Genomic DNA, 22,982 nt, shown 5'->3' with positions numbered 1-22,982 from the left:
CGCCGATTTACGTTGTCCTTACGCTACTTAACATAGGGCAACTAGAGAATGGCGTCTTCCAGTTGAGATAAGGATGGATTTGCATGAAAACCAATAAAACAGGCTTGAAAAAGATATTGCTGGCGATGGCTGTGGCGCTGCCGTTGTGCGCCGGCGCCGTCGGCGCCAACGACATCGATGACCACGGCGCGGCCATGCCCCACGGCGGGCCGGATCGCGACGGCCCCGACGCCGGGCCACGCATGCAGGGCGGCATGCCGCCATTCGGTCCACCGGGCATGGTCGGCATGGCGGCGCGTCCTTTCTTTCTGCGCTCCATCGAGTTGAGCGAAGCGCAGGACGACAAGGTGTTCGCGATCCTGCATGAAGAGCAACCGTATCTGCGCGAGCAGGGCAGAGCCGCCGCCAAGGCGCAGGAAGCACTGCGCGCGCTGGCCGGCGCCGACAAGTACGACGACGCCAAAGCGGCATCGCTGGCACAAGCGGCGGCGACCGCCATGGCCAACATCTCGTTGCAGCGTGTGCGCACCGAGCAAAAGCTGTTGGCGGTGCTGACGCCCGAGCAGCGCAAGAAGCTGCAAGGGGACAAGGACGGCAGGGACAAACCGCGCCGCCCACGTTCCTGACGTATTTCGCAGCACCACCGAACCACCCCGGCCATCGCGGGGTGGCGGTTCAACCAAAAAAGGGGAGCAAGCATGGAACATCATGACGATAACGAACACAGCCTGGCGGCCGATCTGACCGCAATGCTCAACCTGAACAGCGACCGTCGACAGACGTTGCGCTGGCTGTTGGCGGGCGCGTCGGCGCTGCCGATGATGGGTTGCGGCGGCGGTTCGGACAGCGCCACCGATACCAGCAGCACGACCGCGACGGTCGCGACGCCAGCCACCACCACGCCCACGACCACCACCACGACCACCACCAACGGCTCGTGCTCGGTGATCCCGGAGGAGACCGGCGGCCCGTATCCGGGCGACGGCACCAACAGCAATTCGAGCGGCGTGGTCAATGTGCTGACGCAATCGGGCGTCGTGCGCAGCGACATCCGCAGCAGTTTTAATGGACCGACTGGCGTGGCGGCGGGCGTGCCGCTGACGATCAAGCTCCAGGTGGTCAATGTCAGCGGCAGTTGCGCGTCGCTGGAGGGTTACGCGATCTACCTGTGGCACTGCGACCGCGACGGCAACTATTCGTTGTATTCGAACGGCGTGACGACCCAAAACTATCTGCGCGGCGTGCAGGCGACCGACAGCAGCGGCGGCCTGACCTTCACCAGCATATTCCCGGGATGTTATGACGGCAGGGTGCCGCACGTGCATTTCGAGGTGTACCGGTCGCTCACCGCGGCGACCAGCGCGGCGAACCGGATCAAGACGTCGCAGTTCACCTTCCCGGTGGCCACCTGCAACGCGGTGTATGCGACGGCCGGCTACAGCGCCAGCGTCAGCAACATGGCGCGCATCAGTCTGGCGACCGATAACGTGTTCAGCGACGGGTATTCATTGCAGATGTCCACGGTCACGGGGAATGCCACCGATGGGTATGTGGCGACGTTGACCGTGGGTGTGGCAGGTTAAGCCCGGTTGGACCGACCTTAGCGGCCGCCCATGGCGTCGCGGATCTTCTGGTCGGTCTTGTACTGGCTCAGCGCGTACACCGCCCAGATCGCGGCCGGCAGCCAGCCGATCAGCGTGATTTGCAGGATCAGGCAGATGATGCCGGCGAACGGACGGCCGATCGTGAAGAAGGTCAGCCACGGAAGAATCAGGGCGATAATAAGGCGCATGTGTGTCTTGTCTCTCTATCTGATGACGACGGGGGCGTGCCGGCGGCACGCCCAAGCCGGAAATCTATCATATCGTTAGCATATCGGCCGGCCCATGCCGGCCAACCCATCAAGCGTCCAGCTTGACGCAATCGACGAAGTAGCCACGCTTGCCATCGACCTCGCGCTTGACCAGGCCGTGCACGTCCGTCTCGAAGCCCGGGAAGCGCTCGTTGAAGTCGCGTGCGAAGCGCAGGTAGTCGACGATGGTCTTGTTGAAGCGCTCGCCCGGAATCAGCAGCGGAATGCCCGGCGGGTAAGGCGTCAGCAGGATCGACGTGATGCGGCCTTCCAGCTCCTCGATCGCCACGCGCTCGATTTCGCGGTGCGCCATCTTGGCGAACGCGTCCGACGGCTTCATCGCCGGGATCATGTCCGACAGGTACATCTCGGTGGTCAGGCGCGCCACGTCGTAGGCCTTGTAGAAATCGTGGATCTGCTGGCACAGGTCGCGCAGGCCCATTTTTTCGTAGGTCGGGTTGGCGGCCGCGAATTCCGGCAGGATGCGCCACATCGGCTGGTTCTTGTCGTAATCGTCCTTGAACTGCTGCAGCGCGGTCAATAGCGTGTTCCAGCGGCCCTTGGTGATGCCGATCGTGAACATGATGAAGAACGAGTAAAGGCCGCACTTCTCGATGATCACGCCGTGCTCGGCCAGGTACTTGGTGACGATCGACGCCGGAATGCCGCTGTCGGCGAACTGGCCGTCGAGCGACAGGCCCGGGTTGACGATGGTCGCCTTGATCGGGTCGAGCATGTTGAAGTTCGGCGCCAGGTTGCCGAAGCCGTGCCAGTCGTCCTCGGCGCGGATGACCCAGTCTTCGCGCGAACCGATGCCTTCCTCGGCGAAGTCCTGCGGACCCCACACCTGGAACCACCAGTCCTTGCCCCATTCCTGATCGATCTTCTGCATGGCGCGGCGGAAGTCCAGCGCCTCCAGGATCGATTCCTCGACCAGCGCGGTGCCGCCCGGCGCTTCCATCATCGCGGCGGCGACGTCGCACGAGGCGATGATCGAGTACTGCGGCGAGGTCGACGTGTGCATCAGGTACGCCTCGTTGAAGGCGTCGCGGTCGAGCTTGACCGTTTCCGATTCGCGCACCAGCACTTGCGAGGCCTGCGACAGGCCGGCGAGCAGCTTGTGGGTCGACTGCGTCGAGAAGATCATCGATTCCTTGGCGCGCGGACGGTCCTTGCCGATCGCGTGCATGTCCTTGTAAAAATCGTGGAAGGTGGCGTGCGGCAGCCACGCTTCGTCGAAGTGCAGGGTGTCGATCTTGCCGTCCAGCAGCTCGCGCAGGGTTTCGACGTTGTAGACCACGCCGTCGTAGGTCGACTGCGTGATGGTCAGGATGCGCGGCTTTTTGTTCTTGGCTTCGCGGGCGAACGGATTCGCCTCGATTTTGCGTTGAATGCTTTCCATCGAGAACTCTTCCAGCGGAATCGGACCGATGATGCCCAGGTGGTTACGGGTCGGCATCAGGAACACCGGAATCGCGCCGCACATGATGATCGAGTGCAGGATCGACTTGTGGCAGTTGCGGTCGACGACGACGATGTCGCCCGGCGCCACGGTCGAGTGCCACACCATTTTGTTGGACGTCGACGTGCCGTTGGTGACGAAGTAGCAGTGGTCGGCGTTGAAGATGCGCGCGGCGTTGCGCTCGGACGCGGCCACCGGGCCGGTGTGGTCGAGCAGCTGGCCGAGTTCCTCGACGGCGTTGCAGACGTCGGCGCGCAGCATGTTCTCGCCGAAGAACTGGTGGAACATCTGGCCGATCGGCGACTTCAGGAAGGCCACGCCGCCCGAGTGGCCGGGGCAGTGCCACGAGTACGAACCGTCGTTGGCGTAGTGCACCAGCGCGCGGAAGAACGGCGGCGACAGGCCGTCCAGGTAGGACTTGGCCTCGCGGATGATGTGGCGGGCGACGAATTCCGGCGTGTCCTCGAACATGTGGATGAAGCCGTGCAGCTCGCGCAGGATGTCGTTGGGGATGTGGCGCGAGGTGCGCGTTTCGCCGTACAGGTAGATCGGGATGTCGGCGTTCTTGTAGCGGATTTCCTCGACGAAGGCGCGCAGCGATTTGAGCGCGGTGTCGGTTTCCTCGACCGAGCCGGCGCCGAATTCCTCGTCATCGATCGACAGCACGAAGGCCGACGCGCGCGATTGCTGCTGGGCGAACTGGGACAGGTCGCCGTAGCTGGTCACGCCCACCACTTCCATGCCTTCTTTTTCCATTGCATCGGCGAGGGCGCGAATGCCCAGGCCGGACGTGTTCTCGGAACGGAAATCCTCGTCGATGATGACGATGGGGAAACGAAATTTCATGCATGTCTCCAAAAAAGCAAGCCGCCCCTTACAAATGTGAAGGGGCGGACAGGGCGCGACACTATTGCTAGGAATCGCAGAAAAAAAATAAGAACGGGATTCTCGCAGAAATGCGCGCGCTGCGGGAAAAAAATATCATATAGAAAAAATGACCAAACCGCGCAGTAGAGTGCCTCAGCGGTGTGACGGGCGTATTACAGCCCGCCCGACCTTAATGGAGCCAGGCGAAGACGCCCATCGCGATGCCGACACCGGCCACGCCATACGCCAACCCCATCATCCATTTCTTTCGCGTGAGCAGCGTAATGGCCGCCAGCGAAATGGCGATCTGCTCGGCGGTGGTGGCCAAGGCCCACTGGTGGTGGTGGTGCATGGCCTCGTCGGACTTGTGATTCCATTCCTTCGACGACTCTTCCCACTTTTCCGCTTCCTTGCGGATATCGTCCTTTTCGGCCTTGTAGCGGGCCACCTCGGCCTCATATTTCTTAGGATCGACTCCCGGCAGCGTCATGGCCAGCTCGGCCAGGTTTTGCTTGCTCGACTTGGCCTGGTAGTAATTCCAGCTGTTGGCGGCCTGCGTCTTGTCGATCGCGGCGTTGTTCTTGAACATGGCCGCGTCGTTTTGCGTGGCCCCGCCCAGATAACCGAAGGCGGCGCCAACGGTCGCCAGGATGGCCGTCATGACGGCAATATTGTTCGAAAAGCCATCGTTTCCGTGGGCTGCATGTTCCACCGCGTGATCGTGCGGTCCGTGTACGTGAAATCCTTGGCCTGACATGATTGGTTGAATCCTTGAAGAGAAGTTAAACTTTACTGCGGTTGGACTTTGAGGCGATAGGTGACAAACGCGTATGGCAAGCCCGATGTTTCGGCAGTGTGCTGCTCGCGGGCGGTTTCCTCCCACAGCGCGCGGTCGATAGCCGGAAAGAAGGCGTCGCAGTCGAAGGTTTCGCCGACCTCGGTGACGATCAAACGGTCGGTCAGGGCCATGGACTGTTTGTAGATCTCGGCGCCGCCGATGACATAGCCTTCGGCGCCGTCCAGCAGCGCGATGGCCGCGTCGACCGAGTCCACCGCCTCGACGCCGTCATGGCGCCAGTCGGCGTTGCGGGTGATCACGATGTTGCGGCGGTTGGGCAGCGGGCGGCCAATCGAATCGAAGGTTTTGCGGCCCATGATGATCGGATGGCCGGTGGTCAGGCGCTTGAAATGGGCCAGATCCTCCGGCAATTTCCACGGCAAGGTGTTGTTGATGCCGATGCCGCCTTGCCGGTCGGTGGCGACGATGATGGTCAGTGTGCTCATGGATACTCTGTAAGGTTGGGTGAGAATTCCCGGTGGCTGGTATTATCGTTGAAATTGCGGTCCGCTTCCATGACCGTTAAGTAATTTGCCAGAGCGAGTAGCAAGCGCGAACGCTGGCGTGAACACCCTATGAATCCGGCCTTGATGGCCATACCGAGTACCTATGACGAATTTCGAAAAAACCGGCAGCCGTTCCATCCCGTCCCTGCAAGCGACCGTTGAAGAATATATCGAGCCGCGCAGCGGCGCGCGCCACATCCATCTGGCCAGCGACCAGCAGGAACTGGTGTTCCTGGTCGCCTTCCCGACGGTGCCGGACGTCAGCGATGGCCGCGCGCACATTCTGGAGCACCTGTCGTTGTGCGGCTCCGAGCGTTATCCGGTGCGCGATCCGTTTTTCTCGATGCTGCGCCGCTCCACCGCCACCTTCATGAACGCGTTCACCTACGCCGACCGCACCGTCTACCCGTTCGCCAGCACCGACCGCAAGGATTTCTTCAATCTGCTCGACGTGTATCTGGATGCGACCTTCTTCCCGAATCTGGACTACCTGAACTTCCGGCAGGAAGGCTGGCGCCACGTCATCAAGGACGGCAAACTGGCCTACCAGGGCGTGGTGTTCAATGAAATGAAGGGCGCCTTCAACGATCCGATGCGCGCGCTGTACAGCGGCATCGAAGGCACGCTGCTCAAAGGGACGACCTACGAGGTGGAATCCGGCGGCGATCCGCTGGTGATCCCGGAACTGACGCACGAGATGCTCAAGGAATTCCACGCCAGTCATTACCATCCGTCGCAAGCGGTGTTCATGACGGCGGGCGCGATCAGCGCCGAGGAAATCCAGGAACAGATCAAGCTGCGCGTGCTGTCCAAGTTGCCGGCCGCCGCGCAAGAGCGCATGCTGCCGCAGTTGGCGGAATACTGGACCGCGCCCCGCGTCAACGAGGTGCGCATCCCGTCGCAACAGGCCAAGGCCGACGAATACGGCCTGCAGTTTTCGTGGCTGCTGGGCGAATCGACCGACCCGATGGCGTATTACAACGCCTATCTGCTCGACGCCGGCCTGCTGGGCGACGCCTCGTCGCCGTTGATGAAGGCGATGGAATCGGCCGGTTACGGTCGTCCATCGCGGCTGAACGGCCATGATGATGGCCCGCGCCAGTTGATTTTCCACGTCGGCATGGAAGGCCTGACCGAGCCGCAGATCGAAAAAGCGCGCGTGCGCATCTGGTCCGCGCTGGAGCGCGCGGCCAAGCAGGGCGTGCCGACCGACGCGCTGCAGGCAGCGTTGCGCGACATCCGCTACAGCCAGCGCGATACCGCCAACTCGCATATGCCAAACGCCTTGAGCCGCCTGTTGCACGCGCTGCCGGTTGCCATGCGCAACGGCGATGTGTTCGACGCCCTCGACGGCGAAGCCCATCTGGCCAAGCTGGAAGAGGCCATCCAGGACCCGGATTACTTCAAGTCCCTGGTGCGCACGCTGCTGGAAAGCCCGACGCGCCTGACCACCAGCGTCATTCCGGACGCCACCTACTTCACGGCCCGCGACGCGATGGAAGAAGCGCAATTGGCCGTGCGCGACGCCGCGCTGACCGACGACGAGCGCGCCCGTATCGAAGCCGAAACCGTGGCCTTGGACAAGCACCAGCAATTGCCGTCCAACTCGGAGGTGCTGCCGCGCATACGTCCGTCGGACGTCAGCATCCATCCTGCGCCGGCGCTGCCGTTGCCCGAGCCGCTGGCCGCGCAGGCGGGCCGCGTGCTGCCGTTCGCCATCGCCTCCAACGGCTTGTCGTATGCGCGCGTGAACTACGACGTGTCGCATTTCGATGCAGCCGACTGGCCCTGGCTGCGCCTTTACGCGGACGTGGTCACCGAGATCGGTGTCGGCGACATGGATTACGAGGATGCCGACGCATGGCGCCAGCTGATGGCACCATCGTTCGACGTCGGCCTGGATGCGACCCAGCAGCCCGGCGGCGCCTTGAATCTGGAGCTGTGGTTCGGCGCCAGCGGCTTGCGCGAAGACCACGAGGGCATCGCGGAACTGATTTCGCGCACCTTGTCGGAGACGCGTTTCGATGAGCATGAGCGCCTGGCCTTCCTGATCGACAGCGAGGCGCAGGACCGCCTGACCGGCCTGGCGCAGGCGGGTAACCGTTACGCCATGCTGGCTGCGACCGCGCCGCTGTCGCCGCTGCGACGTTTCGACGACGTGGTGGGCGGCGCGGCGTCGCTGCCGTTCTACGGCAAGCTGCTGGAACAAAGTAAAACGCCGGAAGGCATCGCCGCCATCGCGGAGCGTCTGGGCGCGCTGCACAAGCGTGTCACCAGTGTGACGCCGATCATGCTGTCGGCCGGCTCCGGCGACGACAGCGCCGATCTGGCGCGCATGGTCAATCTGCCGGCATCGAAAGCCGAGTCGCCGGGTACTTCTCCGGCGCCGGAGGGATTGCCGCTGGCGGATGCGGCGCTGCATGCGGTCAGCCAGATCAATCATTGTGTGGTGGCTTGGCGCGCGCCGATGGTGCACGAAGCGGGGGCCGCCGCGCTGGCGGTGGCTGCGGAGCTGATGACCAACCAGCTGCTGCATGCGGCCTTGCGCGAGAAGGGCGGAGCGTATGGCGGCAGCGCTGGATACGGCGGTGGCAGCGGCACCTTCGTGATGGCATCGTATCGCGATCCGCGCCTGGCCGAGACCTACGCCGACTTCGACGTGGCGATCGACCAGATGCTGGAGCAAGACTTCTCGCAGGAGGAGTTGGAGGAAGCGATTATCTGCGTCATCAAGGGGCTGGATAAACCGAACTCGCCGCACGAGCAGGTCACGCACGCGTGGAGTTTGTATCGTCGCGGGATCAGCGAGGAATTGCGTCAGCAGTTCCGCAGCGGTGTGCTGAACTGCACGCTGGACGATATCCGCTCGGCGGTGCGCACCTGGATCAAGGATGGCAAGGCCAGTCGCGCCGCGTTCGTCGGCGATTTGTCGCAGGACTTGTCGGGATTGAAAACGGTGGATTTGGTCGAGTTGGCCAACGCCGCGTGAATTCGATCTGAAAGCCGTAGGGCGGATTAGGCGGAAAACGTCATAATCGGTCATGCATGCGTCAACGGGGCGCGTGGATGGCCGATTACGATTCGCTAATCCGCCCTATGTGGTTTATACGACCTTAGACGTTATGGTCGATGCTCTGATGGAAGGCAAGCATTTGCCGCGCCAGCGCCGCGGGCGCTTCCAGCGGAATCATATGCCCCGTATCGCCCGCGAGCATCTGCAGGGTGGCCTTTGGGAAGCGCTCGGCCATCTGCCGCAGATCTTCCGGTGGAACCAGATTGTCCGCCTCCGCGCCAACGATCAGCACCGGAAAACTCAACTCCGCCAACCGCTCCATTAAGTCCGGCCGGTCGATGGTCGTCGCAAACTGTGTCAACAACACCTCCTTGCCAAGATCGAGCGCCATCTGCTGGATCGGTCCGACAATCGCCTCGTCGTCCAGGTGCGCCGGATGCAGCAACTCGCGCAAGCGCTGGCGCGACATCCCCGCATACGCGTTCCGCTCCAACATCGCCACGATCCGCTCGCGTGCCAACACCTCCGCCGGCTTCAGCCCCTTGGCCGAATTGGCGATCAATATTAATGACTTCACGCGCTCCGGATGCGCCACCGCATGCTCGATCGCCAGGTAGGCACCAAGCGAAAACGCCACGAGATTGGCTTGCGGGGCGCTATGCGCCGCGATCAGCTCCTGCATTTGCAGCCGCGTGCGGGCCTGATGCAGCGGTACGTAGTTGAACTCGAAGGCGTCGCCCAACAACGGGGTGAGCCTGGACCACATCCGTGCGTCGCACAACGTCCCCGGAATGAAGTCCAGGCGCGTCATACCGCCATCGGCGCCGTGATCGGTGCGTGGTGCTGGTAGCCTTCGAGCGAGAAGTCGGTCGGTTCGATCTTCTCCAGCCATTCCGGCTCGTATTTGCCGGTCTTGGCGAAGTCCGGCACGCGGTCGGAGATACGCAACTGCGGCGCGGCGAAAGGCGTTCGGGTCAACTGCTCTTTGACCATATCCATGTGGTTTTCGTAGATGTGCGCGTCGCCGATAAAGTAGCTGAACCAGCGCGGCGTGTAGCCTGTCAGCCGGCCAACCAGATGCATCAGCGCCGCGCCTTCCGCCAGATTGAAGGGCGTGCCCAGACCCAGGTCGTTCGAGCGCACGTAGAGGCACATCGACAGCTCGCGCGTGGTCGGATTCGGGATGAACTGGTAGAGCAGGTGGCAGGCAGGCAGCGCGACCGCGTCCAGCACCGCCGGATTCCAGCCGTGGAACAGGATACGGCGGCTGCCAGGATTGTTGACGATGGTGTCCAGGCATTCGCGCAACTGGTCGATCGATTTGTGCAGCAGGACCTTGGGCACGCCGTTGTCGTCGAACTGCGAGATCAGGCGGAAACCGTTTTCCTGGGCGTCGGCGATTTGCGCCGGCTGATCGACTTCGATCAGTTTGAAGCCAGGCCATTGACGCCATTGAACGCCGTAGACCGGGCCCAGGTCATCTTCGCCGAGGCGATAAGGGTTGTCGAGCCATTGCTTGTTTTCGTTGGCGTTCTGGTCCCAGACTTTGCAGCCCAGCGCGCGGAAGTCGGCGGCGCTGCGGGAGGCGCGCAGGAAGGCGCACAGTTCGCCGACCACGGATTTGAAGGCCAGGCGCTTGGTCGTCACGGCGGGGAAGCCGTCGTTCAGCAGGTCGAAGCGCATCATCGCGCCCGGCACGCTCAGGGTGCGGATGCCGGTGCGGTTGTCTTGCCAGCTGCCCGTGTCGAGGACGGTCTGGATCAGTTCCTGGTATTGCTGCATATGTTCTCCAACGTGAGCGTTGCGGCTCTAAAGTCGGGTATTTTATCAGAGGCACGTATGGCGGATTGGGCGGAACGCCGTAATCGGCCAGGCATGCGTTGTCGGCCGCTCATGCTCGGCCGATTACGCTTCGCTGATTCGCCCTACGTATCTCCGTGGTGGCTCGCCAGCTGTTTGTCCAGGCGGGCGACGATGGCCTTCATCGCCGGAGCGGCCGCCAGATTATTGAGCTGGTACGGGTCAGTGCGGACGTCGTATAGCTCCGCAGCCGGGCGCTTGGCGGTCGCCAGGTCCAGCAGCCGGTCCATGGCTGGATTGCCACGGCCGACGATCATCGCGGTCTTGCTTGGACAAGGGGCGATGCCGGCGAAAGCCGCGCTGATGTCGCTGTCCAGTCGCGCTGGCGTGACGGCTTGTCGCGCTGGCGCGCCGGCGGGCCAGCGGTCCGGGAAGGCGTTGCGAATGTAGAGGTACTGAGGTGTTCTGATCGCGCGGGAAGGATAGCTTTCACTACCCGTCAGCACAAAGGTCCGCGCGTTGATCGTCTCCCGCTTGGCCGCGCCGGTGACGTCAAGGACGATTGCCGCCAGATCGGTACTGCCGACCAGCGATTTGGTTACGCGGCCGGCAGCGACTCCGCCCGGGTACATGACGACCAATGGCACGTGAGTGCCGGCGTCGTAAAGCGTCCCCGCACCACGCGGAAACGGAAAGCCGCCTTTGCCGGTCATGACAACCAGCGTATCGGAGAGCCGGCCCGCGCGTTCCAGCCGCTCGATCAGCAAGCCCGCTTCGTGATCGAAGCGCTCGATCTCCGAACGGTAGGCGCCGATGTCGCTACGCACCGCCGGCGTGTCGGGAAGGTAGGGCGGTACGACGGGGTTCGCGGTATCGATCGCTGCGTTCGACCGCCGGTGCGAACTCTTCGATTCAAGACAGAACAAAAGCGGCTTGCCGGCGGTTCGCTTGGCGAGGAAAGTGTCGAAATCGTCGCTGGCGACCGCGTAGCCGCTTTTCTTGAGCATGTCCACGCAGGGGAGTTGCGCGCCAGGCGATTCGGTAAAGGCATTTTCGAAGCTGATGCCGTCGCGCTGAAGGCGGGCGAAAGTCGGCATGCGCAGACCAAGTCTGTCGACCGCCTCGGAGCCTTGCCAACTCCAGCCGTCGGCGACCAGTAGCAGGATATTGGGACGTTGCGCGGACTTGGCGCCGGCCGGTGCGGCAAGCGCCAGACCCAGATTACCCAGTATCGCGGCGCCAAGCGCCATCGATGTCCGCGTGATCGCCTGGCGCCGCGTTATTTTTTTGCCCATTCCTGACCGGACCTCTTAGCGGCTGCCCGATTTGGGCTTGCGGCCGCCCGGCTGCGCGGTGACCTTGCCGGCCGCGCGGGCGAGCGATTTGGCGCCACGACCGCCGGTGACGACGACGGCGCCCTTCGGCGCCGCCGGCTTGCCGACACCGCCGTAGATGCGGCCCGTGCCGGCTTTGCCGCCAGCGGAGCGCGTTGCGCCGGCGCCCTTGCCCGCAGTTGGCACGGGTGGCGTCCAGGTGCCGAGGGAGGCGTCGCCGCCAGCCGGCCGCGCGGCCGCTTTGCTGGCGGTCGTCCCGCCCGAAGCCTTGCCCGCCGCCGTGCCACCGGCCGGACCGGTGAATGGACGTTTTTTCTTGGCCGGCGCTTCGGCGGCCGCTTTCTTCGCCAGCGCCGCCGCCACGCCTTTCGGGCCGGTTTCCGGCACGCGGTGATCCGCTTCGAAGCCCGGTTCCTCTTCACGCCTTATCACCTGGCCGGTCAAGGTCTCGATAGCCTTCAGAATTTCGACTTCGTCGGCGCAGACCAGGGACACCGCTTCGCCTTCCATGCCCGCGCGGCCGGTGCGGCCGATGCGGTGGATGTAGTCCTCCGCTACGGTCGGCAAATCGAAGTTGACCACCTGCGGCAGCGCTTCGATATCCAAACCGCGCGCGGCGACGTCGGTCGCCACCAATAGCTGGACTTCGGCCTGTTTAAAGCGCGCCAGCGCCTTCAGGCGCGCCGGCTGGGTCTTGTCGCCGTGGATCGAGTCGGCGGAGATGCCGTGCTCCTGCAGCGTTTTGACCAGCGTCTCGACGCCTTTGCGCGTTTTGACGAACACCAGTACCTGGCCCCACTGGAGCTTTTTCAGCAGATGCAGCAGCAGTTCCGGCTTGCGGCGCTTGTCGGTGGGGATCAGCCATTGCTTGACGCTTTTGGTGGTGGTGTTGCTGGCGCTGACCTGGATCGATACCGGGTCCTTCAACATGCCTTTGGCCAGCTGGCGGATCTCGTCGGAGAACGTGGCCGAGAACAGCAAGGTCTGGCGCTTTTTCGGCAGCGCCGCCAGCAGGATGTCCAGATCGCGTTCGAAGCCCAGGTCAAGCATGCGGTCCGCCTCGTCGAGCACCAGCGTTTGCAGCAGCGTGAAGCTGATCGCGCCCTGGTCGTGCAGGTCTTTCAGGCGGCCGGGCGTCGCCACCAGCACGTCCAGGCCTTTGCGCAGCTTGGTGATTTGCGGCTCGATCGGCACGCCGCCGTACGCCACCGCGCAGCGCAGCGGCAGATTGCCGCCATAGGTGCGGAAGCTTTCGTAGACCTGCTCCGCCAGTTCGCGGGTCGGCACCAGCACCAGGCAGCGCACCGCTTTCGGCGCAGTCACGCCGTCCATCGTCAGACGCTGAAGGATGGGCAGCGCGAAGCCGGCCGTCTTGCCGGTGCCGGTTTGGGCGGCGGCCATCAGGTCGCGGCCCGCCAGGACGACGGGAATGGCTTGTTTTTGGACGGGCGTCGGCTGTTTGTAGCCCAGGGTGTCCAGCGTACGCTGGATTGGATCGATCAGGCCGAGTGCTTGGAAGGTCATTGTATGTGCAGTAAAACGAAAAGAGGGCGCAGTGTAGCCGGTTGTCCCGGCTTGTGCGAAATTAGTTGGCCAGTGCGGCGGACCACAGCGACAGTATCTCGCGCACGCGGTCGTCCGGCATATTGAGCAGGTTGTCGCCGATGTACAGCTCCACCGAGCTGCGGTCCTGCAGCGCGCCGTGGCTGGCGCCATTGAACAGCCAGACGCCGTGCCGCTCGGCGATCAGGTTGCGGATGTTCAGCGCGCGGTCGCGGCTCACCGGCAGATGCAGATGCAGCATGCTCGCTTGCGGGCGCGCCGGATTGGGCGTCAGCAGCGGATAGTCGCGCAGCGTCTCGTAGAGCCACAGCGTGCGGCGGAAGTAGTCCGGCATCGCCGCCAGCCGCGCATCGAACTGCATCGCGGCGGCCACCACGTACGGCGTGCGCTGGTAGACATTGCCGCCCTGGCGGCGGTACCACTCTTGGGCCTTGGCGACGAACGAGGCGGAGCCGAGCAACATGGCGCCACCCATACCGCCGATGCCTTTATACAGCGACACGTAGACCGTGTCGAAGCCGGTGGCGATTTCGCCGGCCGTGCGTCCGTACGCGGCGGCGGTCTCCCACAGGCGCGCGCCGTCCAGGTGCAAATGGATGGCCTGCTCGCGGCAGTAGGTCTTGATGGCCGCCAGATCTTCCCACTCCGGGCACTGGCCGCCGATCTCGCGCATCGGCAGTTCCAGCGTGGCTGCGCCCAACTTGTCCGGGATGCCCTGGAGTTCTTCAAGCGTCCACGGACGGTTCTGGTCACCGATTTGCAGCGCGTGGAAGTGGTCGAACAGTTGATGATTGGCGCGTTCGTGGCGCAGGATGTGCGACGTCGGGTGCAGCGCCACCAGCTTGCTGCCGCGTTCCTCGCAGGCGATGCGCAGCGCGGTCGCTTGCGTCATGGTACCGGTGATGCAGAACAGCGCCGCCTCGAAACCGAGCAGTTTCGCGACTTTTTGCTCGAATTCCTGGATCAGGGCGCCGTTGCCGTAGGTGTCGTGCTCCACGCCGTTCGCCTCGCACCACGCCGCCATCGCCGCGAACAGTTGCGCGGGCGAGGGTTGGCGATGGCCGGGAAGGTGGGTGCGGCAGCGGAGGCGCAGTTCGGCGTCGGTCAATTCATTCTCCTGAAAGAATGAATGATACCCCGATCAATGCGCGGTGTGGACGTTGTGGAACTGGAGTGCGGCCAGGTTGGCGTAGATGCCACCCAGCGCCACCAGCGACGTATGGGTGCCGGTTTCGACGATTTTGCCGTCTTCCATGACGATGATACGGTCCGCGCGCTGCACCGTGGCCAGGCGGTGGGCGATGATGACGGTGGTGCGGCCGACCATCGCCGCCTCCAGCGCCTTTTGCACCAGGCGCTCGGATTCGGCGTCCAGCGCGCTGGTGGCTTCGTCGAGCAGCAGCAGCGGCGGATTTTTCAGCAAGGCGCGCGCGATGGCGATGCGCTGGCGCTGTCCGCCGGACAGGCGCACGCCGCGCTCGCCCAGGAATGATTTGTACCCTTGCGGCAGGCGTTCGATGAATTCGTGGGCCGCGGCCAGCTTGGCGGCCTGGATCACTTCCTCGTCGGTGGCGCCGGCGCGGCCGTAGCGGATGTTTTCCATCGCGTCGGCCGAGAAGATCACCGTATCCTGCGGCACGATGCCAATGGCGTCGCGCAGCGTGTGCAGGCCGAGCTGCGTGATGTCCACGCCATCGAGCTTGATGCTGCCGCTTTGCGGATCGTAGAAACGCAGGAACAGCTGGAATAGCGTGGTCTTGCCGGCGCCGGAAGGACCGACCACCGCCACCGTTTCACCGGGCCGGATATCCAGCGACAGGTGGCCCAGCGCCGCCGTCTCCGGCCGCGACGGATACGAGAACGTGACGTCGTGCAGGCTCAATGCCGCGCCGTTGGCGGCGCGCGGCGGCAGCGCCAGCGGCTTGGCCGGCGACTGGATGTTCGATTTGACGGCCATCAGTTCTAGCAGGCGCTCGGTGGCGCCGGCGGCGCGCTGCGCCTCGCCCATCACTTCGGACAGGGCGCCGATGGCGCCGGCCACGATCGAGGCGTACAGGATGAACTGCCCCAGGTCGCCGCCGGTCATGTCGCCCGACAGCACCGCGTGGGCGCCGAGCCACAGCACGAAGACGATGGTGCCGAACACCAGCACGATCGCGATCATGGTCAGCAGGGCGCGGGCGCGGATGCGGCGCATCGCGGTCTTGAAGGCGCCTTCGACCGAGGCGCCGAAGCGGTTCGATTCGATCGTCTCGTGCGTGAAGGCCTGCACGGTGGGCATGGCGTTGAGGATTTCGCCGGCCATGGCCGAGGCGTCGGCCACGCGGTCCTGCGAATCGCGCGAAAGCTCGCGCACGCGGCGGCCGAACATCACGATCGGCAGTACCGTCAGCACCAGCAGGCCGATGATGATGGCCGACAGCTTGACGCTGGTCACGAACAGCATCACCAGGCCGCCGATGAACAGCAGCACGTTACGCAGCGCCATCGAGATGCTGGTGCCGACGACAGCCTGGATCAGCGTGGTGTCGGTGGTGATGCGCGACAGGACTTCGCCGGTCTGGGTGGTTTCGAAAAACTCGGGGCTTTGGGTAACCACGTGCTTGTAGACGGCGCTGCGGATATCGGCGGTGACGCGTTCTCCCAGCCAGGAGACGGTATAGAAGCGCGCCGCCGTCGCCAGCGCCAGCACGGTGGCGACACCGAACAGCGCCAGGAACACCAGGTCGACGTGCTTGATGCTCTTGTCGCCGGTGCCGCCGAAACCGAGATCGATCATCTGCTTGAAGGCGGCCGGAATCGCCAGGGTGGCGCAGGCGGCGACCACCAGCGCGATACCGGCCATGACGAATTGCCGCTTGTACGGCGCCAGGAACGGCAGCAAGCCGCGCAGCGTCGACAGGCTGCCTTTCTTTTGTTCCCGGGTGACGTTGGGCGCGACTGCGGTCTGGGTGCTGGCGGTGGTGCTGTTGGTCATCGTGTGGCTGCGGTTTCGGTAAATATGCTTTGGGTTGTTCTAATATTCTTCTACAGTTTCATCGGGCTGACATATCCCGTCAGTTCCAGATAGGCGCGGCCGGCCGGCTTGCCGTCGCGCGTCAGCGTCACCGCGCCTTCCCAGTACACCGCGCCGGTCGAACGGCGCGAATCGAGCTCCTGATCGTCCTGCAATGGGACGATCCGCCATTCCACGTTGCCGGTGGTGAGCCGGCTTTCGACCGGATATTCGGCGTTGGTGCGGGGCGAGCGCCAGCGCCGCTGCGCGGCAAAGCCGACCTGCTCCGGCGCGAACTGCGTGATCTTACCGGATGCGTCGCGCCATGTCGCGTGCGACCATAGTTTAGCACCTGTCTTGTCGCGGAGTTGGAAAGCCATCAGCGCCCCGCCGTCATCGAGGTTGGCGCCTATCCAATCCCAGCCGACGGCGGCCGAATCGCCGCCCAGGATCTGGCTGGACCACTCGTGATCGAGCCAGCTGGCGCCCGTCACCGCCGCCGCCTTGCCATTGCGCGTGATAGTGCCGGTGGTCTTCAGTTGCGGCTCGCTGTAGTAGTAGCTGGCCTGCTCCGGGCGCGGCCCCTTGCGCGAGTAGCCACGCTCGCCCTGGAGCAGCACCGGCTGCGACGGCGCCAGTTTCAGGTTCAGCGCGAAGCTGGCGGCGTCCACGCGGATGGCGTAGCTGCCGTCGGCGTTGCGCGTCATGCGCCAGTCGTCGAGCTTCACGTCGGCGTCGCCGACCTTGGCGTAGGCGATGTCGAAGCCTTGGCGCGCGCTGCGCTGGTCGTGCAGCAGCTTGCCGTGGGCCGGGTCGGACACGGCGGCATGGCCGATGATCAGCTGCTTGGGCGCGAACTTGCTTGGGTTGGCGCGGTCATGTTCGGTCCCGCTGCGGAAGAAGGTGACCTGGAATCCCAGCGGCTTGCCATCGGACGTATTGAGCCAGCCGGTGACATACCACCATTCGGTTTTGTAGTCCGGGTGCGCGCCGTAATCGGCCGGGAAGCGCAGCGAGGCGCCGGCCGGCAGCGGTGGGACCGGTGAGTATCCGGGCGCCGCCGCCCGCGACGACAGGCCGCACAACAACATCAGGAACACCGCGCAGTATCGTATCGAGTGCATCACCAGTCCTCCCTGACCGCGCGTATCGGGCCACCGGACAGCGATTGCCGACCCGCCAGCAAGGCCGTGAGCGCGGACGCGGCCAGCAACAGCCCGGCGACGGCGGCCAACAAACCCCAGGGCAGGTGCAACTGCATGGTCCAGTGGAACGACTGCGGATTGACGACGAAAACCAAAATCATGCTGATGACCCATCCCAGGGCGAAGCCGGTGGCGATGCCAAGGCCGGTCAGTGCGCCGCCCTCGATGGCCAGGATCGACAGGATCTGGCCGCGCGTGACGCCGACGTGGCGCAGCATGCCGAACTCCTTGGACCGCGCCAAGGTCTGCGCCGAGAAGGTGGCGGCGACGCCAAACAGGCCGATGACGATGGCGATCGCCTCGAGCAAATAGGTGATGGCGAAGCTGCGGTCGAACACCTTCATGCTCATTTCGCGTATTTCGGACGGGGCGCTGGTCTCCAGCGCGGCGGCGAACGGCAGCCGCTTCAACGCTCGCACGGTATCGTCGGCCTTGGCGCCGGGTTGGAGCCACAGTGCTGCGCTGCTGGCTTGCTGGTCGCCGGTGATGGCGCGGTAGTCGCGCAGCCGCATTTGAATCGACCCGGTGGGGCGGGCGTAGTCGCGCCACACGCCAGCGACCTGGAATGGATGGAGCTTGCCGTTGAGGGGGATTTCCACCCGTTTGCCGACCGTCATATCGTACAGATCGACCATCGCCTCCGAGACCCAGACCGGCGGCGGTCCGTCCGGCGCGGGCGGCATCATGCGGCCGACGATGGCCAGCGATTGGGCCGGATCTTGCTCGTTGACGATGCTGGCCAGCAGCGCAACGGGCGGGCGGCCCGGCGCCAAAGAGATGGCGCGCACCCGCAGGAAGCTGGATCTTTGCACGCCGGGCAGGGCGGCGATGGCCGCCTGTTCCTGCGGCCGCAGGCCCGCCGTGGTGCCCGCACCGACCGTGCTGACGTAGACATCCGCCGGCAGCACCTGGCGCAGCCAGTCGTCGAGCGACACGCGGAAGCTGGCCACCATGATGGCCATGGCGACCATCAGGCTAAAGCTCGACAGCACGCCGCCGAGCGCGATGCCGGCCTGGCTGGAGGCGTTGGCCAGGCGCGATAAGGTCAGCGTCAACACGGGCGAGGCGCCGGGCCGGTCGGCGGTGGCGGCGCTCCAGCGCTGGTGGGCGAAGCGGAACACGATGGCGGCCAGGCGCGGCATCAAGGCGATCACGCCGACCAGCAGCAGCGCGATCGACAGATAGCCGAAGATCGGCAGCTCGAATACCGGCGGCGCTTGCGACAGCAGCGCGGCCAGCGCGATGCAGGCCAGGGCCGGCCAGGCCGCCGCCAGGCGCGACATGGCCGCTTCCTCGGTGCCGGATTTGAGCGCGACCGCAGGTTTGGCGCGGGCGGCGTCGAACGCCGGCGCGGCGCAGCCCAGCAGCGACACGCCGACGCCGAGCGCGAAGTAGACGGCGGCGGCCACCGGTGTGAAATGCACCGTCGGCTGCACGCCGGAAAAGAAGCCCGCGCCCAGGTCCGCGCCCATGAAATGCAGCGCGGCGGCGGCCAGGCCGTAGCCGGCGGCGATGCCGATGGCCGATCCGGCCACGCCAAGGCTCAGGCCTTCCAGCAGGATCTGGCGCAGCAGGTGGCGCCGGTCCATGCCCAGCACGCGCAGCAGCGCGAACTGGCTGCGGCGGCGGATCACCGACAGCGCCTGCGTGGAGAACACCAGGAAGGCGCCGGTGAACAGGGCCACCAGGGCCAGCACCGTCAGGTTGACGCGGTAGGCGCGGCTCATGCCTTCGTTGCGGCTGTTCTGTTCCTGGTCGTTGGGCTGGTTGACGCGGAAGCGGCCGGGATACTCGCGCTGCAGGTCTTGTTCCAGTTGCGCCTTGAAGGCGTCCCGATTGACGCCGTCGCGCAGTTTCAGGTCGACGCGCGAGAGTTGGCCCAGTTTGTCGAAGCGCCATTGCGCCGCGCCCAGGTCCATCACGCCGATGCGCTGGCCGGCGCGCGCGCTTTGCAGCGATCCGGCCACGCGCAGTTGCAGTTGATCGACGCCGACTTGCAGGGTGATCCGGTCCGCGGTGGGGCGGAGCCACTGCCGCGCGGCGGGCGACAGGAAAATCGCATCGTCGGCCAGCGTGTCGCCCGGGTCGCCGCTGGCCGGCACGCCGATCAAGTCCGGCGCGACGAAGCCGGCGCGGAAGACGTCGATGCCGATGATTTTGAGCGCGGTGCGCTGGCCGGGCACCGAGGCGTCGAATTCCAGCACCGGCGCGGCCACGGTGACGCCGTCGCGCCGCGCCAGGATCGGATAGATCGCCTCGTCGAAGGCCGGCTCGGTGCCGCGCACCTGTACGTCGGCCACGCCGGACAGGCCCTTTATCGCCGACGAGAACTCGTTGAAGGCGGCGGCGTTGATCAGGTGGATCGCGAAGCCGAGCGAGATGCCGACGGCGATGGCGGCGATGGCCACCAGCGCGCGCATCGGGTGCGCCCGCCATTCGCCCAGCAGCAGCCAGCGCGACAGACGGCGCATCGACGCCGCCTCGCGTTTCGATGCGATGCCTTGCCTGCCGCCAGCCGCGCTCACCGTATCGGACATCAGTGGCCGCACTCCAGCGAAAACGATTCACCGGCGCGCTTGGCGCGCAGCCTGGCCTTGTCGGCGTTGGCGTTGGTGGCGCTGCGCGCGTCCTCGTCGGCCCACTGTTTGGTCAACGCGAGCTTGGCGCAGCGCTTGCGCCGGGCCGCCGCGGCGACGGCGGCGCGTTCGGCTTCGCGGGCCTCGCGCTGCTCGACCTTCTGCCGGGACGTTTGCAGCGCCGCCGATTCCTTCTGCATGCGCTGCAAGTCGGCGCTCGCGCCTTCAGCGCCAGCGGGCGCCTTCGGTACCGCCAACGTCGACGACGCGGCGGCGCCGGCCGGGCAGGGCAGGTCGCTGTAACTGATCTTGCCGTCCACGGTACATTTGTAGACGCTTTGCGCGACGGCGTGGTTGGCCGCCAGCGCGGCCGCGCACAGCACGGCGGCGCACGGCGCGCGGAGATGGTGGTTCATGGCGGTCCCGTTCACAGAATTTTCCCGGGATTCATGATACCCAGCGGGTCCAGCGCCGCTTTGATGGCCCGCATCATGTCGAGTTCCACCGCCGATTTGTAATGCGCCAGTTCGTCGCGTTTCAGCGCGCCAATGCCGTGCTCGGCGGAAATCGAACCGCCGAAACCGACCACGCTGTCGTGCACCACCCGATTGACCTTGTCCTGGTTGGCCAGGAAATCCTCGTTGGAAATTCCGTCCGGCGGCGCGACGTTGAAATGCAGGTTGCCGTCGCCCAGATGGCCGAAGCACACCAGCTGGCAACCGGGGAAGGCCGCCTGCAATTGCGGCGCGGTGACGTCGATGAAGTCGGCGATGCGCGATACCGGCAGCGAGATGTCGTGCTTGATGTTCTTGCCGGCCTTGGCCTGCGCCAGCGGGATATGCTCGCGCAGCCGCCACAATCCGGCCGACTGCGTGGTCGATGTCGCCACCACGGCGTCGCTGACGATGTCGCGCTCGAGCGCCGCGCCGATCGCGCGCTCCAGCAGGTCGACCGCGTGCCGTTGAGATTCGCTGCTCGACAGCTCCAGTAGCACGTACTGGGGATGGGCGTCGGCGAAGGGCTTGGGCAGCTGCGGGAACTGCGCGGCGACCAGCTCCAGGCAGTAGCGCGACATCAGTTCGAAGCCGGTCAGGCTGGCGCCGCAGTGGTCCTGCATCAGCACCAATAAACGCAGCGCGTGGGCGGGCGAGGGCAGCGCGGCGAGCGCGGTGATGCTGGCCTTGGGCTGCGGGTACAGCTTGAGCACCGCGCCGGTGATGACGCCCAGCGTGCCCTCGGCGCCGATGAACAGGTCGCGCAGGTCGTAGCCGGTATTATCCTTGCGCAGGCCGCGCAAGCCGCTCCAGATCTCGCCCTGCGGCGTGACCACCTCCAGCCCGAGACACAGCTCGCGCGTATTGCCATAGCGCAGAACGGCCGTGCCGCCGGCGTTGGTGGACAGGTTGCCGCCGATGGTGCAGCTGCCCTCGGCGGCCAGCGACAGCGGGAACAGGCAGCCTTCGGCGGCGGCGGCTTGCTGCGCCTGTTGCAGGATGCAGCCGGCATCGACGGTCATGGTGCGGTTGATGGTGTCGATCTGGCGGATGGCGTTGAGCCGCGCCAGCGACAGCACCACGGCGGTGCCGCTGGCGTCGGGGATGCTGCCCAATACCAGGCCGGTGTTGCCGCCCTGCGGCACCAGCGGCACGCGGTGGCGCGCGCAGGCCTTCACCAGCGCGGCCACCTGTTGCACCGAGCCGGGGCGCAGCACGGCGGCGGCCTTGCCGGTGAAGCGTCCGCGCCAGTCGGTGAGGAAGGGCGCCATGCCGGCGTCGGTGTCGAGCACATAGGCGTCGCCCAGCAGCGAACGGCACTCCAGTAAAAACTCCGTCATTTGACAGTGGTGCCCTTTACCTTGTCGAGCAATTCCTTGGACAGCTTCTTGGCCGCTTTTTTATACGGACGCAGATACATCACGGCGCAGATGAAATAGACGCAGACGATCGCCGCCTCGCCCCAGGCCAGCCGCGACGACAGTTCGTCCGTATCGCTCCAGCCGCGCACCACGCCCTCGGTGAAGTACAGCAGGATCATCATCGAGGTCCACTGCAGGGTGTAGATATCGCGCTTCCACACGCCGTACAGCGGCAGCAGCAGCGGCGCGGCCTTGAGCACCAGCCACGAGCCGCCCGGTTTGAGCGGCGCCAGCACCATCTCCCACAGCACGCACCAGACGATCAGCAGACCGAGGCTGCCGATGGCGCCCCAGTGAAAGTACTTATGCATCGCGTTTTGCATTTTGCATCCCCGTCTGGCATCTTAAAATTTAGGTGGCGGCGCGCAGTTTCATCGCCGTTTCGGCCAGGCGCCGGCCCTGCGCCAGCGCCAGCCGTTTCTCGTCTTCGGTGATGGTCTTCTTGCCATCGAGGCCGGACCAGTGGCTGGCGCCGTAGGGCGTGCCGCCGCTGGAGGTGGTCATCAATTCCGCATTGGTGTAGGGCAGGCCCATCACCATCAAGCCGTGGTGGAACAGCGGTATCATCATCGACAGCAGGGTCGATTCCTGGCCGCCGTGCAGGCTGCCGGTGGAGGTGAACACGCACGCCGGCTTGCCGGCCAGCGTTCCGGCCAGCCATTCGGCGGCGGTGCCGTCCCAAAAATACTTCATCGCCGCCGCCATGTTGCCGAAGCGGGTGGGCGAGCCCACCGCCAGGCCGGCGCAGTCCTTCAGGTCGTCCAACTCGACGTAGGGCGCGCCCTCGGCCGGCACGTCGGCCTCGGTGGCCTCGGCCACCGTCGACACGGCCGGAACGGTGCGCAGGCGGGCGTCACAGCCGGGCACGCTTTCGACCCCCTGCGCGATCAGCTCCGCCAATTTGCGGGTCGCCCCATGACGGGAGTAAAACAATACGAGAATAATCAGATTAGGTTGGTTCATCGGCGGTATTATAGGGCGCTTTCGCTGGGGGCAACACCGCCAGTCTTGTAATCCGATTATCGCTCATGTACGCAAAATATATTCATCCGATTC

General features: G+C 65.0%; 19 protein-coding genes. 3 read left to right on the top strand and 16 right to left on the bottom strand.

The annotated features are described in order from the left end of the window. Positions 1-83: 83 nt before the first annotated feature. The gene (locus BMX85_RS15145; protein WP_090319465.1) at positions 84-626 is read left to right on the top strand and encodes a Spy/CpxP family protein refolding chaperone; all 543 of its coding nucleotides are present in this window, start codon (positions 84-86) and stop codon (positions 624-626) included. A 72-nt stretch (positions 627-698) separates the two neighbouring features. Beyond that, positions 699-1,583 carry a dioxygenase family protein gene (locus tag BMX85_RS15140; RefSeq protein ID WP_090319462.1) on the top strand — a complete coding sequence of 295 codons (885 nt, stop codon included), beginning with the start codon at positions 699-701 and terminating at the stop codon, positions 1,581-1,583. A 17-nt stretch (positions 1,584-1,600) separates the two neighbouring features. On the opposite strand, the gene BMX85_RS15135 is transcribed toward BMX85_RS15140, so the two are convergent. From BMX85_RS15135 to BMX85_RS15120, 4 genes are all read right to left on the bottom strand, one after another. Then, positions 1,601-1,792 (bottom strand): YqaE/Pmp3 family membrane protein, encoded by a 192-nt coding sequence (locus tag BMX85_RS15135; RefSeq protein WP_090319459.1) that lies wholly within the window; start codon positions 1,790-1,792, stop codon positions 1,601-1,603. 109 nt (positions 1,793-1,901) lie between these two features. Further along, on the bottom strand, positions 1,902-4,160 hold the full coding sequence (locus BMX85_RS15130; RefSeq protein ID WP_090319456.1) for an arginine/lysine/ornithine decarboxylase: 2,259 nt from the start codon (positions 4,158-4,160) through the stop codon (positions 1,902-1,904). A 211-nt stretch (positions 4,161-4,371) separates the two neighbouring features. Then, on the bottom strand, positions 4,372-4,938 hold the full coding sequence (locus BMX85_RS15125; RefSeq protein WP_090319453.1) for a DUF4337 domain-containing protein: 567 nt from the start codon (positions 4,936-4,938) through the stop codon (positions 4,372-4,374). A 32-nt stretch (positions 4,939-4,970) separates the two neighbouring features. Continuing rightward, entirely contained in the window at positions 4,971-5,465 is a 495-nt protein-coding gene (locus BMX85_RS15120) for a dihydrofolate reductase (RefSeq protein ID WP_090319450.1), read from the bottom strand. A gap of 163 nt (positions 5,466-5,628) precedes the next feature. Here BMX85_RS15120 and BMX85_RS15115 point away from each other — a divergent pair, with 163 nt between their 5' ends. Beyond that, entirely contained in the window at positions 5,629-8,514 is a 2,886-nt protein-coding gene (locus BMX85_RS15115; protein ID WP_090319447.1) for an insulinase family protein, read from the top strand. A gap of 124 nt (positions 8,515-8,638) precedes the next feature. Here BMX85_RS15115 and BMX85_RS15110 read toward each other — a convergent pair whose 3' ends face one another. The 12 genes from BMX85_RS15110 to wrbA all read right to left on the bottom strand — a co-directional run bounded on the left by BMX85_RS15110 (position 8,639) and on the right by wrbA (position 22,889). Beyond that, positions 8,639-9,349: an alpha/beta fold hydrolase gene (locus tag BMX85_RS15110; RefSeq protein WP_090319444.1), complete on the bottom strand. Its 711-nt coding sequence runs from the start codon at positions 9,347-9,349 to the stop codon at positions 8,639-8,641. After that, positions 9,346-10,320 carry a thymidylate synthase gene (locus BMX85_RS15105; protein WP_090319441.1) on the bottom strand — a complete coding sequence of 325 codons (975 nt, stop codon included), beginning with the start codon at positions 10,318-10,320 and terminating at the stop codon, positions 9,346-9,348. The genes BMX85_RS15110 and BMX85_RS15105 overlap by 4 nt, the downstream gene beginning before the upstream one ends. Positions 10,321-10,463: 143 nt before the next feature. Next, positions 10,464-11,633, bottom strand: a complete 1,170-nt coding sequence (locus BMX85_RS15100) for a sulfatase-like hydrolase/transferase (protein ID WP_090319438.1) — start codon at positions 11,631-11,633, stop codon at positions 10,464-10,466. Positions 11,634-11,648: 15 nt separating this feature from the next. After that, positions 11,649-13,196 carry a DEAD/DEAH box helicase gene (locus BMX85_RS15095; protein WP_090319435.1) on the bottom strand — a complete coding sequence of 516 codons (1,548 nt, stop codon included), beginning with the start codon at positions 13,194-13,196 and terminating at the stop codon, positions 11,649-11,651. A gap of 61 nt (positions 13,197-13,257) precedes the next feature. Next, positions 13,258-14,343 carry a threonine aldolase family protein gene (locus BMX85_RS15090; protein ID WP_090319432.1) on the bottom strand — a complete coding sequence of 362 codons (1,086 nt, stop codon included), beginning with the start codon at positions 14,341-14,343 and terminating at the stop codon, positions 13,258-13,260. Positions 14,344-14,376: 33 nt separating this feature from the next. Further along, positions 14,377-16,212, bottom strand: a complete 1,836-nt coding sequence (locus BMX85_RS15085; protein WP_090319429.1) for an ABC transporter transmembrane domain-containing protein — start codon at positions 16,210-16,212, stop codon at positions 14,377-14,379. A 50-nt stretch (positions 16,213-16,262) separates the two neighbouring features. Continuing rightward, a complete protein-coding gene (locus BMX85_RS15080) occupies positions 16,263-17,354 on the bottom strand; it encodes a lipocalin-like domain-containing protein (RefSeq protein WP_090319426.1) in 1,092 nt (363 codons plus the stop codon). Continuing rightward, on the bottom strand, positions 17,354-19,906 hold the full coding sequence (locus BMX85_RS15075) for an FtsX-like permease family protein (RefSeq protein ID WP_090320137.1): 2,553 nt from the start codon (positions 19,904-19,906) through the stop codon (positions 17,354-17,356). Before BMX85_RS15075 ends, BMX85_RS15080 begins: the two co-directional genes overlap by 1 nt. A gap of 65 nt (positions 19,907-19,971) precedes the next feature. Next, complete coding sequence (locus tag BMX85_RS15070; RefSeq protein WP_090319423.1) at positions 19,972-20,427, bottom strand: DUF4124 domain-containing protein; 456 nt, start codon at positions 20,425-20,427, stop codon at positions 19,972-19,974. 11 nt (positions 20,428-20,438) lie between these two features. Next, the gene (locus BMX85_RS15065; RefSeq protein ID WP_090319420.1) at positions 20,439-21,845 is read right to left on the bottom strand and encodes an FAD-binding oxidoreductase; all 1,407 of its coding nucleotides are present in this window, start codon (positions 21,843-21,845) and stop codon (positions 20,439-20,441) included. Further along, entirely contained in the window at positions 21,842-22,249 is a 408-nt protein-coding gene (locus BMX85_RS15060) for a DUF2069 domain-containing protein (protein WP_090319417.1), read from the bottom strand. The genes BMX85_RS15065 and BMX85_RS15060 overlap by 4 nt, the downstream gene beginning before the upstream one ends. Positions 22,250-22,277: 28 nt before the next feature. Continuing rightward, on the bottom strand, positions 22,278-22,889 hold the full coding sequence (wrbA, locus tag BMX85_RS15055) for an NAD(P)H:quinone oxidoreductase (protein ID WP_090319413.1): 612 nt from the start codon (positions 22,887-22,889) through the stop codon (positions 22,278-22,280). Positions 22,890-22,982: the final 93 nt, after the last annotated feature.

Source organism: Duganella sp. CF517 (assembly GCF_900110275.1).
Lineage (GTDB): Bacteria > Pseudomonadota > Gammaproteobacteria > Burkholderiales > Burkholderiaceae_D > Rugamonas.
The sequence above is the reverse complement of the archived record's forward strand: the minus strand, read 5'-3'. Positions and strand labels throughout refer to the sequence as shown.

What these genes read in the sequence shown, in the direction of transcription:
- BMX85_RS15075 (WP_090320137.1), bottom strand. Translation starts at nt 19,906, where the DNA reads ATGCGCCGTCTGTCGCGCTGGCTGCTGCTGGGCGAATGGCGGGCGCAC.
- BMX85_RS15140 (WP_090319462.1), top strand. Translation starts at nt 699, where the DNA reads ATGGAACATCATGACGATAACGAACACAGCCTGGCGGCCGATCTGACC.
- BMX85_RS15095 (WP_090319435.1), bottom strand. Translation starts at nt 13,196, where the DNA reads ATGACCTTCCAAGCACTCGGCCTGATCGATCCAATCCAGCGTACGCTG.
- BMX85_RS15085 (WP_090319429.1), bottom strand. Translation starts at nt 16,212, where the DNA reads ATGACCAACAGCACCACCGCCAGCACCCAGACCGCAGTCGCGCCCAAC.
- BMX85_RS15100 (WP_090319438.1), bottom strand. Translation starts at nt 11,633, where the DNA reads ATGGGCAAAAAAATAACGCGGCGCCAGGCGATCACGCGGACATCGATG.
- BMX85_RS15145 (WP_090319465.1), top strand. Translation starts at nt 84, where the DNA reads ATGAAAACCAATAAAACAGGCTTGAAAAAGATATTGCTGGCGATGGCT.
- BMX85_RS15080 (WP_090319426.1), bottom strand. Translation starts at nt 17,354, where the DNA reads ATGCACTCGATACGATACTGCGCGGTGTTCCTGATGTTGTTGTGCGGC.
- BMX85_RS15060 (WP_090319417.1), bottom strand. Translation starts at nt 22,249, where the DNA reads ATGCAAAACGCGATGCATAAGTACTTTCACTGGGGCGCCATCGGCAGC.
- BMX85_RS15135 (WP_090319459.1), bottom strand. Translation starts at nt 1,792, where the DNA reads ATGCGCCTTATTATCGCCCTGATTCTTCCGTGGCTGACCTTCTTCACG.
- BMX85_RS15110 (WP_090319444.1), bottom strand. Translation starts at nt 9,349, where the DNA reads ATGACGCGCCTGGACTTCATTCCGGGGACGTTGTGCGACGCACGGATG.
- BMX85_RS15070 (WP_090319423.1), bottom strand. Translation starts at nt 20,427, where the DNA reads ATGAACCACCATCTCCGCGCGCCGTGCGCCGCCGTGCTGTGCGCGGCC.
- BMX85_RS15125 (WP_090319453.1), bottom strand. Translation starts at nt 4,938, where the DNA reads ATGTCAGGCCAAGGATTTCACGTACACGGACCGCACGATCACGCGGTG.
- BMX85_RS15120 (WP_090319450.1), bottom strand. Translation starts at nt 5,465, where the DNA reads ATGAGCACACTGACCATCATCGTCGCCACCGACCGGCAAGGCGGCATC.
- BMX85_RS15130 (WP_090319456.1), bottom strand. Translation starts at nt 4,160, where the DNA reads ATGAAATTTCGTTTCCCCATCGTCATCATCGACGAGGATTTCCGTTCC.
- wrbA (WP_090319413.1), bottom strand. Translation starts at nt 22,889, where the DNA reads ATGAACCAACCTAATCTGATTATTCTCGTATTGTTTTACTCCCGTCAT.
- BMX85_RS15065 (WP_090319420.1), bottom strand. Translation starts at nt 21,845, where the DNA reads ATGACGGAGTTTTTACTGGAGTGCCGTTCGCTGCTGGGCGACGCCTAT.
- BMX85_RS15115 (WP_090319447.1), top strand. Translation starts at nt 5,629, where the DNA reads ATGACGAATTTCGAAAAAACCGGCAGCCGTTCCATCCCGTCCCTGCAA.
- BMX85_RS15105 (WP_090319441.1), bottom strand. Translation starts at nt 10,320, where the DNA reads ATGCAGCAATACCAGGAACTGATCCAGACCGTCCTCGACACGGGCAGC.